7 protein-coding genes and 1 tRNA gene are annotated in these 10,038 nt (G+C 56.5%); 3 read left to right on the plus strand and 5 right to left on the minus strand.

What is annotated here, in order from left to right; translation table 11 throughout:
- Positions 1-88 precede the first annotated feature (88 nt).
- The gene (locus tag NW815_RS01020) at positions 89-526 is read right to left on the minus strand and encodes a hypothetical protein (protein WP_414341644.1); all 438 of its coding nucleotides are present in this window, start codon (positions 524-526) and stop codon (positions 89-91) included.
- Positions 527-1,012: 486 nt separating this feature from the next.
- On the opposite strand from NW815_RS01020, the gene NW815_RS01025 reads away from it, so the two are divergent.
- Positions 1,013-1,085: transfer RNA gene (locus NW815_RS01025), tRNA-Arg, on the plus strand.
- Positions 1,086-1,098: 13 nt separating this feature from the next.
- On the opposite strand, the gene NW815_RS01030 is transcribed toward NW815_RS01025, so the two are convergent.
- Positions 1,099-3,726: a GAF domain-containing protein gene (locus NW815_RS01030; RefSeq protein ID WP_414389231.1), complete on the minus strand. Its 2,628-nt coding sequence runs from the start codon at positions 3,724-3,726 to the stop codon at positions 1,099-1,101.
- A 908-nt stretch (positions 3,727-4,634) separates the two neighbouring features.
- Here NW815_RS01030 and NW815_RS01035 point away from each other — a divergent pair.
- Complete coding sequence (locus NW815_RS01035; RefSeq protein WP_414415628.1) at positions 4,635-6,617, plus strand: primary-amine oxidase; 1,983 nt, start codon at positions 4,635-4,637, stop codon at positions 6,615-6,617.
- Positions 6,618-6,798: 181 nt separating this feature from the next.
- Here NW815_RS01035 and NW815_RS01040 read toward each other — a convergent pair whose 3' ends face one another.
- Both NW815_RS01040 and NW815_RS01045 read right to left on the minus strand, forming a co-directional pair.
- Positions 6,799-7,056, minus strand: coding sequence for a DUF3146 family protein (locus NW815_RS01040; protein ID WP_414329773.1), 258 nt, complete (start codon positions 7,054-7,056; stop codon positions 6,799-6,801).
- 221 nt (positions 7,057-7,277) lie between these two features.
- Entirely contained in the window at positions 7,278-7,619 is a 342-nt protein-coding gene (locus NW815_RS01045) for a DUF3155 domain-containing protein (protein WP_414355581.1), read from the minus strand.
- 818 nt (positions 7,620-8,437) lie between these two features.
- Here NW815_RS01045 and NW815_RS01050 point away from each other — a divergent pair.
- Positions 8,438-8,929, plus strand: a complete 492-nt coding sequence (locus NW815_RS01050) for a DUF4168 domain-containing protein (protein ID WP_414389505.1) — start codon at positions 8,438-8,440, stop codon at positions 8,927-8,929.
- Here the strand turns inward: NW815_RS01050 and NW815_RS01055 are convergent.
- Positions 8,919-9,833, minus strand: coding sequence for a sensor histidine kinase (locus NW815_RS01055; RefSeq protein WP_414389507.1), 915 nt, complete (start codon positions 9,831-9,833; stop codon positions 8,919-8,921). The two genes, NW815_RS01050 and NW815_RS01055, sit on opposite strands and share 11 nt — an antisense overlap.
- Positions 9,834-10,038: the final 205 nt, after the last annotated feature.

Here is a 10,038-nt window from a genome sequence, read left to right on the forward strand (position 1 = left end):
GCTTTAGCGGTCGGAGTCGGGTAGTTTACCCGCACGCAAACGAGATTTTGCCTCGGTGCCGGCAGGGATCCCAAGTAGCAGCCAAAACCTAATCTTGAGTATCCAACCTGCGCACCAACCAGCGCCGCAGCGGATGCCACACCGGCAAGGATAGGATCCAGCGGGATTGCTGCTCCAGCATGAGACGCTCCACCGGATACAGGCCGAACAGCTCATAGCGGCTTTGGGCGATCAGGATCCCCATCGTGAAGCTGACACAGAGCAACAACCCCAAAGTCGGCCATCCTGGGCGGTGAAACAAGGCATATCGCAGGCCCGTCCAAGTAAAGTAATCCCACAGGCGGGCTATATCCGCTCGCAGAGCCCAAAGGCTAGGGATCCCGACCACCAGCCACAACAGGCCCAGAAAGATGAAGCTACCGCCGTGGTAGAGGCGCAACAGGCGCTTGGCTGCCGGAGACAGAGCTTGAGTGCCAGAGGCAGCTTTCTTTTCCGCAGCTGAGCCAGGATCAGGGAGCAAGGGCATGGGGATCCCAATTTTCGACACCTCAACACCCATTTTGGACTTATCTCCGACGCAATAGCTCGGTTGCATGGGATCCTCGAACTCAAACGAGTACTTTTCTGCTTTCGGCTCGCCCATTTTAAGGGATCGATGCACAGGGAGCCCAGTTGTGGCTCTCCCGCTGCACAGCGCCATCCAAAAAGGCACTGATCAAAGCATCTGCTCAAAGCATCTGCCGTCTGCAAGTCTTCCTTATCCGTACAGTCAAGTTTCCTGAGAGACGCCCAGACGTCCCGTTCCAAGAGCTTGGCAGACGATCTCTTTGACGTTCATATCCTGAGCGAAAACCAACATTCCCACGGTGAAGGGATCCCGCCCTGGCTCCCCAAGTCAAACCGCGCAATTTGCCCAAGCAACAATGCAGAACTCAAGGTCAGAGGCAGGTTGGTCGGGGTCAGGGAATGGGAACTGGGTCGGGGATATAATGGCTCTGCACCCTTTTCTTCGGCCTTGCTAGCTCAAAGGATAGAGCACCGACCTTCTAAGTCGATGGTTGCAGGTTCGAGTCCTGCGCAAGGCGCTGGCCTTGCCCTCTAAGCCTTGCTTGGGGTTTCCGACAAGCTGCCCTGATGGGGGCACCACATCTGAACCATCACCTGCCGAGAGTGGCTTTCTACCCGCAGGGATCCCTGCAGCAGCTCCACTGCTTTTTGAGCCAGAGACAGACCCAAGCCCGTTCCCCCGGCGTTGCGGCAATCCAACTGGGGGAGGCGATAGAACTTTTCAAAAAGGCGGGGCAACGCTTCTGCAGGAATTTCCGCCCCTGTATTGCGCACCGTGATCAGCCAGCCGGGACGGCCATTGGAGTTAGCCTGGCTCACACTTAAATAGATGCTTTCCCCAGTGGGGGTGTACTTACACGCATTGTTTAAAAGCTCGCTGACCACCCGCGACAAGAGGCTCTCATCCGTGCAGAGGGGCCAAAGGTCGGGATCCCATTCCACCTGGAACTGTTGGCCTTGCTGCGCAGCCCGCAGCCGGAAGGGCTCGGCAAGATTGGGGATCCATTCCTGGGGAGATAAACAGGTAAGTCTGAGGACTTTGTTTCCGGATTCGAGGGCTTGCAATTCCAACAGGTCGTTGATTAACTCCAGCTCGCGGTTGGTCTCCATCTCCAAAATTTGAAAGTAGCGCCTTTCCCGCTCGGTTAGGTTGGCTTTGGATAAAAACCCAATGGCCAGCTTCATGTTGGTGAGAGGTGTGCGCATTTCGTGGGAGACCATGTGCAGAAACTCATCTTTGAGTTGGTTGAGCTCCTGCAACTGTTGCACCTGACGCTGGATCGTTTGATAAAGACGTGCTTGGCGAATGGCAAGGGCGCATTGGCCGGCTACCCGTTGGATAAGCCGTTGTTCCCGCTCGGTAAATATCTGCCCCGGTGGACGGGATCCACAAATATTCCCCAAAACAAGCAGTTCCTCGTCTTGCCCTGCCAGATCCCTTTTGTCGCAAATGGGAGCGATGATCAGGGTGTAGCGGTCGTGGTTGGGCCAGCAGGGGTGATGGAAGTTGCTCAATTGGCAGAGCTGTCCGCGCTGGAGCTGACGAAGCACATGGGCGAAATCCGCAAACGAAACCTCCAGGGGGAAGCGCCGGATCCCTTCTCCGGCCAAATAGTCCACCGCCAAAACGCTGACCTGCCGCTCTGGGTCATACAGGGCAATGGCGCAATTGGATAGGTTCAAGCTGAGGGCCAATTCTCGGGCCACCGTTTCCAAGATTTTTTGTTCATCCAAAGTGGAGCGAATTTCTTCGGTGATGAGCTGGAGTAGCGCTTCGTCGTTGTAAGCTTGTTCGAGCTCTGCGTTGGTCTGTTGCAGCTTTTGATAAAGCTCTGCCTGCTGAATGGCCACTGCCAGGTGCTCCCCGATGGCCTTGGCCAGCTCGATCTCGTCGGTTTGCCAATCCGGATCTGAGGTCAGGCGCCGCAGGGACAGGGCACCCCACACTTTTCCCTGGCAAGCCACTGGGATCACCAACCAAGGGCCCAGGTGGTATTCTCGCTTTTCATGGATAGCAAAGGGATCCAAAACTTGCTCGGGATCCGGCACATGAAAAACTTGCAGCTGCTTCAAGTATTGGATGGCCACAATGTCTGGACTATCCGAGATGTGCAGGTGAAGGGCAGTGGGCAGATCAGGCGATTGGACGTAGCTGGCAACACCTAACCATACAGCCTCAGCCGGCAGGTACTGGTAAAGGGTAACCCGTGCTGCCTGTAACACTGCCCTCACTTCCCGGACTGCCACATCAAACAGGGTGGGCAAGTCGAGCGAGGCGTTGATGGCCTGAATGAGCTGGCTGAACAGCCTTTCTCGCTGCAATTGCCGCTGCAGCTTCAGCTCGGCTTGCTTACGAGGGGTGATGTTTCTAATGATCATCAGGACTTGATCTTCCCCATAGGGGGCGATGCGAGCCTGCCGATATTGGGGCTGAGGGGATCCCTCTGGGCAGGGGTATTCGATCTCTTGAGCTTGCCGGGTTGCCAAGGCCAGCTCCAGATGCTCGCGAATGGCTTGGGCTATGGGTTCCGCCCCACCGGTGCAACCGGTATCAGGAAACAGCTCTTCAGGAGTTTTGCCCAGGTAGTAGGCAGGGGGATGGGGGACAGAAAAATGGCTGGGCGGCTTGAACTCCAGACATCGGCCCTGGCGATCCAGACGAAGCAGCATGTCGGGCAGGGCTTCCAGGAGCTGGCGATAGTGGCGCTCTCGCTCGGCCAAGGTGATCTCTAATTGCTTGCGCTCGCTGATGTCCAGGGTCACGCCGACAATCTCGCCGGGATCCCCTTTCGGCCCCAGCAGGACAACCCCCTGGGAAAGCTGCCAGCGCATCTGGCCGTCGGCCTGGTAAACCCGATATTCCACCGAAAAGTTGGGATCCCCCTCTACCGCCCTGGGCCCAGCCGTCTGCAAAGCTTCTTTCACCCTTTGGCGATCTTCCGGTTGAACATACTGCAAAAACACTTCTAAGGTGAAGCCTTGGTTTGGATCCAGCCCGTATTTGGCCTTGCACTGGGGAGAGGCACTCAACTCCCAGGTGCGCAAATCCAGTTGCCAATAGCCCAGTTGGGTGGCTTCTAAGGCCAAATAGAGATGCTCTGGATAAAAGCTGCCATCTCCTGGCCGCACCGGCACCAGGCGGTATCGAGTTGAAGCCATCTCCCTCACCAGACGGTTAATTTGCCGCAAGCCCTGCCTCATTGTGGACGATTTTCAGGAGACGTGAGGGATCCTACTATTCGAATTGCTAGAAATTCCTAACCTTAAGCATGGCTTCAGAATGACTTTGGAAATGTATTCTTTGACACCAACCCTTCAGCCTGAGCTAGGCTTCAAACCCACGGGGAGAAGGCTACCCTGCTGATGCGACCGGGAGGCTTTGGGCCGGGCTTGTGGGAAAGGGGGGTGCCTCTGCTATAGTATCGTCAGTTGCATTTCGGATCCCAAGTGGTGGGATCCCCCTGGCAGGTAGGGTCAGGGCAGGCTTCGAGATGTCTTTGCGCTCTTGCGAGAGTTGACGTTGCGTTGAGCTTTCTCGGTGTGATCCTGCCCTTAGCCTGCGTGAAGCGTTTTCTCTTTTTTATGCTTTCCTGTGCAACGTTAAGCCTGACGTTTAATCACAGAAAACTTCTCCTGCTCTCGAGTTTGGGTTTATCTGTAGTAAGACCTGTATTCAGATTTTCCCGATGGGTTGACGGTTTCCTGTTCGCCCTGGCGCGGCTTCTCAAGGTGCCGTTGCCCTCTTCATTTGGTTAGCGGACGGGGAAACAGAAGGTTGCTAGATCTGGACAATTAGCAGGGCCGAGGTTGTCTTCACTTCCTTGGGCTTTGGCTTAAGTTTTCCTTTCCCCGGGTATCTCTTGCAAAGTTGCCCGATGTTGGCGATGGCAACAGGATAGTCTGTTTAGCCTGCTGTTAGGTTTTCTGGATTCTCTGAGTTGGGTTGATGGGCTGGCCCGCGGCATGGCGAGCGAAGGGATCCCTTTGACCTTTCTCAGCAGACTTCTCCCTATTTTTTCCTAGCTCAACTCAATCATTTTCCAACCGAAGAATTCAAGGTTATTGCTGTGGTTTGTAAAGTTTCTCCCAGTTTGCATCGACAGCATCAGTCGAGCGAACCTGCGTTGTCCCAAGGCCACCCCTTGGATCCCCTTAGCGCCGAGGAAATGCGGCAGGTGGTGCAGATCCTGCGCCGGCAACGGCCCCTCAGTTCTCAGTGGCGCTTTGTAACCATCCAGCTACACGAGCCGGATCGGCCTTGGATGGAAACTTGGCAGCCGGGGCAGCCGTGGGATCGGCAGGCTTTCGTGGTGCTGTTGGATCCGGCCAGTGGCAACACCTACGAAGCCGTGGTCTCTCTGTCAACACAGCAGGTGCGCTCTTGGCAGCTCGTTCCGGGCGTGCAGCCCCCTCTGCTCGACGATGAGGTGTACGCCTGCGACCGCCTGCTCAAGGAGGATCCCCAATTTTTGGCGGCTCTGCAGCGGCGGGGGATTGCCGATGTGGATTTGGTGATGGTGGACTACTGGACGGTGGGCTACTTCGGGATCCCGGAAGAAGAAGGGCGGCGGCTGGTGCGAGGCTTTTGTTTCCTACGTACTTCCCCTTGCGACAACGGCTATGCCCGCCCCATCGAGGGGCTCTACCCCTGGATTGACCTCAACCGCATGCAAGTTGTCAAGGTGGAGGATCGGGGTCTGTGGCCCTTGCCGCCGGAGTCCGGTAACTTCGACGAGCTGTTTTTCAAAGATTTTCGCCAAGACTTGAAGCCGCTAGAAATCACTCAGCCCCAAGGGGTGAGCTTCCAGGTGGACGGCCACCACATCCGCTGGCAGAAGTGGGATCTGCGCATCAGCTTTAACCCGCGAGAGGGGCTCGTCCTCCACCAGGTGAGCTACGAGGATCAAGGCCGCCTTCGCCCCATTCTCTATCGGGCTTCGGTAGCAGAGATGGTGGTGCCCTACGGGGATCCGCGGGATCCCCACTGTCGCAAAAATGCCTTTGATGTGGGGGAATACGGCATTGGCATGCAGGCCAATTCCCTGCAGCTGGGCTGCGACTGCTTGGGAGAGATCTACTACTTCGATGCCTGGTTGCCCACCAACAGCGGCGAGCCCATGCTTTTGAAAAATGCCGTCTGTATGCACGAGGAGGACTTTGGGGTGCTCTGGAAGCACACCGACTGGCGCACGGAACGGGCGCAGGTGCGGCGCTCGCGGCGGTTGGTGCTTTCCTTTTTCACCACCATTGGCAACTACGACTACGGCTTTTTCTGGTACTTCTACCAGGATGGCACGCTGGAGTTTGAAGCCAAGCTCACCGGCATTATCAACACTTGCGCTACGTTGCCGGGGGAAGAGCCGGAGTTCGGCGTCTTGGTGGCACCCCAATTGTCTGGCCTCAACCACCAGCACTTTTTCACTGTCCGCCTCGATATGGCGGTGGATGGGCCGTGCAACTCCCTCTATGAAGTGCATGCAGAACCTCTGCCTCTGGGGCCGGATAACCCTCACGGCAACGCCTTTCGCGCCCGCTCCACCCTGCTCAAAACCGAGCAGGAGGCTAAGCAAACGGTGGATCCCTTGCGGGGCCGCTATTGGAAGATTGTCAACCCCAATCGCCACAACCGCCTGGGACAGCCGGTGGCCTACAAACTGATGCCGGGGGAAAACGTCCAGCTTTTGGCCCACCCCGACTCTTGGCTGTACCGACGGGCAGGATACCTGGCCCACCACCTCTGGGCCACGCCCTACCATCCCGGCGAGAAGTTCCCAGCAGGGAACTACCCCAACCAACATCCCGGTGGCGAAGGGCTGGTGCAATGGACGCAAGCGAACCGCTCCCTGGAAAACACCCGCCTGGTGCTCTGGTATAGCTTTGGCTGCAATCACTTCCCCCGCACCGAGGACTGGCCGGTGATGCCGGTTAGCTACATCGGCTTTATGCTCAAGCCCCTGGGCTTCTTTGAGTGCAACCCAGCTCTGGATGTGCCTCCTCCCCCGCCGAAGACCAAAGGCTGCTGCAGCTTTATTGACTACCCCCCTGCCTAGAGGGCGAGGATTCTTTCAAGTGCGAATAGCTTGGGCGCGACAGGAGTGAGAGGGGAGGCACTCTTCGCCCACGGGGCTTGAGACCTGGTTTCTGGGTCACCGTAGCAGGTGCCTTCCATTGCTCAGCCCCGGTCTTTGGTGCTGGGCAAAAGCTCTGCTCAGATCTGCTCAGATTGAGAGTTCACAAGCTGCTGCGAATCACAAACGAGTAGTTGCTGCCCGGTTCCAGCAGATAGTCGGATTTTTCCAGAAAGCGGCTCAAGGGCTCGCAAATCAAAGCCCGCCCCACAGAAGGCTCCACTCTGAGTTCCCCGGCCCGAAAGCGCCAGCAAAAGCGCCAAACCCAACCATTGGCATTGACTTCCCCCTCTATGGCACCCTCTTGCCAAGAGCGGCGGGTAATTTGGATGTGGGCAGTGGTTTGAGGCAGTCGGCTCATCCGGCATCTCCCGACGGGATCCCTTGTAGGGTAGCGCGTGGCTCCCTCGCTGCCGCCAGCAGGTCGAGTATGGCGAGTGAGGCAGCAGGAGCTCAACCCGTGGGGAGGGATCCCGTACACAAGGTCAGTTCTTTCGATCTTCTGAGAGCGGCTGCAACAAACCCCCCAGGGTAGGGGGGCTGTTTCCTGAGCTCCTGCTAATAGGAAAAGCTGGTCAGAGGCTAGCGAGCGGCAGTTGCAAGAACCTTCGAGGATTTTTTCTCCGGCTTCTCAGCCGCAACCTCCGCTAGCAAAGCTCGCAGGCTGGGAAAAAGGAAGTGGTTTTCCTCGACATATTGCGCGCCGAACAACCCCTTCTCCGCCCAAAAAAACCGATCAACGGTATGCTCATTTCGCCGCACCAAAATCAGCGCGGGGGGCTGAATAGACTTCTCCTGAATATACTTTCGAGCAGCGGTTACAGACTTCTCCTCACCACTGTCCAAATTAAATTGAGGAATGTGATCTAAAATCTTGCGCCCTTCCAGACGACGGCGACTCTTACGCTTTCTTCTCCTAACCAATGTAAGCCTCCTGTAGAAGGATGACCGAACAACCGCAACCGCAAAGAATATATCAGCGCTGCTTAAGAAAAGCAATAACTTTTACCCATTTTTGTTATCATCTTTTACAAAGGCAATAAAGACAGCAGTCGCCCTCAAAGCCCTTGAAGGGTTACTTATGGACGCGCCCAAAAAAATCTAATCGGGAACCTTTCTCCGAACACAAAATCCTCCAACAATCGCCTGCAAAGAGAGCTGGCAATTGGGCGTTTGCTAGGTTGACTGCTGATATTGATAGGGGATCCACGGGCTCTGACACCTGCGAAGAAGGTCAGATGCCGATGTGGGAGATCCGCATCAAATCTGGCCCCTAGCCTAACATTAACAAAAACGATACTCAACAGAACATATACCTAAGCTCAGCTTCAAGACAACCCCCTTTGGGCTGAAGTGCTAAGTCAATTGCCAATGCTGCAAGTCTGGAGCTGCTCAACCGAGGAGAGAAAGGGGCACTCCGGTGCCGGGCTACCGTTGAACAGCGCATGTAAGACTGTACAACCAACTTCTTGTTTCTACAAGAGATCCACTGCGGATCCCCAGCATGTCCACACAGCCCTTTCGCGAGTTCATCCTGGGAGCCCTGGAGTGAGGAGTTCTGGTACCGTAGGGATTGGATGGATCCCGCCTCAGGTGCCGGCAAGCTGGGATGAGCTTGATGGGCATTCAGGACTGCGTTGAACCGATTAGACGGAATTCAGGCATCTTGCTAGTCTGGCTTCAGGTTTGGCTGCACCTCAAGGGCTTAGGTCTATCTTGTCTGGGTTTGGGGAGTTTTGGGCATGATGAAATTCGTGTTGCTGATGGGTCTGGGACTCAGCTTGGGATCCCTGCCGGCTTGGGCACAGGGAGCAACCCCATCGCCTGGCCCTGCTGCAACTGCTTCTCCGACTTCGGGGGGGGCTCCGGCCACAGCAACTCCCAGCCCTGTGGCATCTCCAGCCCTGACCCCAGAGCAAGTCACCGATGCCCAGGTGGAACAGTTGGTGCGGATTCTGTTGGAGTTGGATCCCCTGATCCGGGAAGCGAGCGCCCAACTGCGGGAAACCCAGAACGAGGAGGAGTACGAGCAAATTATGCAGCGCACAGAAACCCAAGCCAGCCGCATTGTCGAGGAGCAAGGGCTGACAGTGCTTCAATACCGCGAATTGATGACCTTGGCCAACGAAAATCCCGTCCTCAACCAGCGGGTTCGTGTGCGCTTGCAAGAAGTTTTGCAGGAAGGGGAAGCTTCCAACTCTCCAAAGCCGGCTACCCCGACGCCTACACCCTAGGCTGAGCTGGCTTGCCTTGGCCAAAGGCAGGGAGAACCTGAGGCAGCCGCAAAGTAAAACAGGTGCGATTGGCCTCGCTGTTGAGGTGAATGCTTCCTTGCAACAGGCTTACCCGCTGCTGCACGAGGGCCAACCCCAACCCTGTCCCCCCTTGCCGCCAGGGATCCACGCTGGGCACCCGATAGAACTTCTCGAATACCCGCTTTTGTTCTTCTGGAGGAATGGTTACGCCGGTGTTGAGGACTTGGATTTCCAGGTGGTCGGGATGGTACATGGCCTGAAGGCTGATCAGGTGCTCAGCAGGGGTGAATTTACATGCATTTTTCAGCAATTCCGCCAGCACCGACTTTAGCACTCCCGGCAGGGTAAAAATGGCAGGCAGTCCTGGAGGGATCCCAAGGCTGAAGCGCTGATGGCGGCTATGGGCCTCCTGAGCAAAGGGCTCCGCGATCTGGGGCAACCACTCTTGCAGCTCCAACCAGCAGGGCCGCTGTGAACCGTTCGCGTTAGCGGGACGGAGTCCCTTGAGCACCTCTAACTGCTGCAGTTCCAGCAGATCCTCGACCAGTTTGATCTCCCGCTCGCATTCGTTGTCCAACACCTTCAAGTACTGAGAGATCTTGGCCGGATCCGGGGATCGGGCAGCGCCCTGAGCAGGCAGCAGAACGGCGCTGAGCAGGTGGATGGCCATTTTCATGTTGGAAAGAGGGGTGCGCAGCTCGTGGGACACCGTGCTAAGGAAGTCATTTTTCAGGCAATCCAGCCGCTGCAATTCCTGTATCTGGCGATCCAGTTGGGCGGTGCGGGCCTGTACCTTTTCTTCCAGGGTGCGGTTCAGCTCCTGAACCTGTTGGAGCAATTCCGCCTGCCGAATGGCGGTGGAGAGGTGAGCAGCCAGGGCCAAGATCAGATCCTGATTGGTGGCCAACCAACCGGGACGTGCCGTTTTCAGCTAGAACCCGCAGGAGCCCCGCACTCTATTAGTGGCTAGTGACTAGTGGCTAGTCACTACCCACTCACCACTATCCAGGGTCAGTGCCGGAAGGAATGCGGCCTTCCTTGATGAAGTACAATCGGCGCATGACCCAAGTCCTGACTGTAGCTTGCAA

Source organism: Synechococcus sp. R6-7 (genome assembly GCF_047461695.1).
Lineage (GTDB): Bacteria > Cyanobacteriota > Cyanobacteriia > Thermostichales > Thermostichaceae > Thermostichus.

Coding starts and splice junctions, on each gene's coding strand:
- NW815_RS01020 (WP_414341644.1), bottom strand. CDS start 526: ATGCCCTTGCTCCCTGATCCTGGCTCAGCTGCGGAAAAGAAAGCTGCC.
- NW815_RS01030 (WP_414389231.1), bottom strand. CDS start 3,726: ATGGCTTCAACTCGATACCGCCTGGTGCCGGTGCGGCCAGGAGATGGC.
- NW815_RS01040 (WP_414329773.1), bottom strand. CDS start 7,056: ATGAGCCGACTGCCTCAAACCACTGCCCACATCCAAATTACCCGCCGC.
- NW815_RS01050 (WP_414389505.1), top strand. CDS start 8,438: ATGATGAAATTCGTGTTGCTGATGGGTCTGGGACTCAGCTTGGGATCC.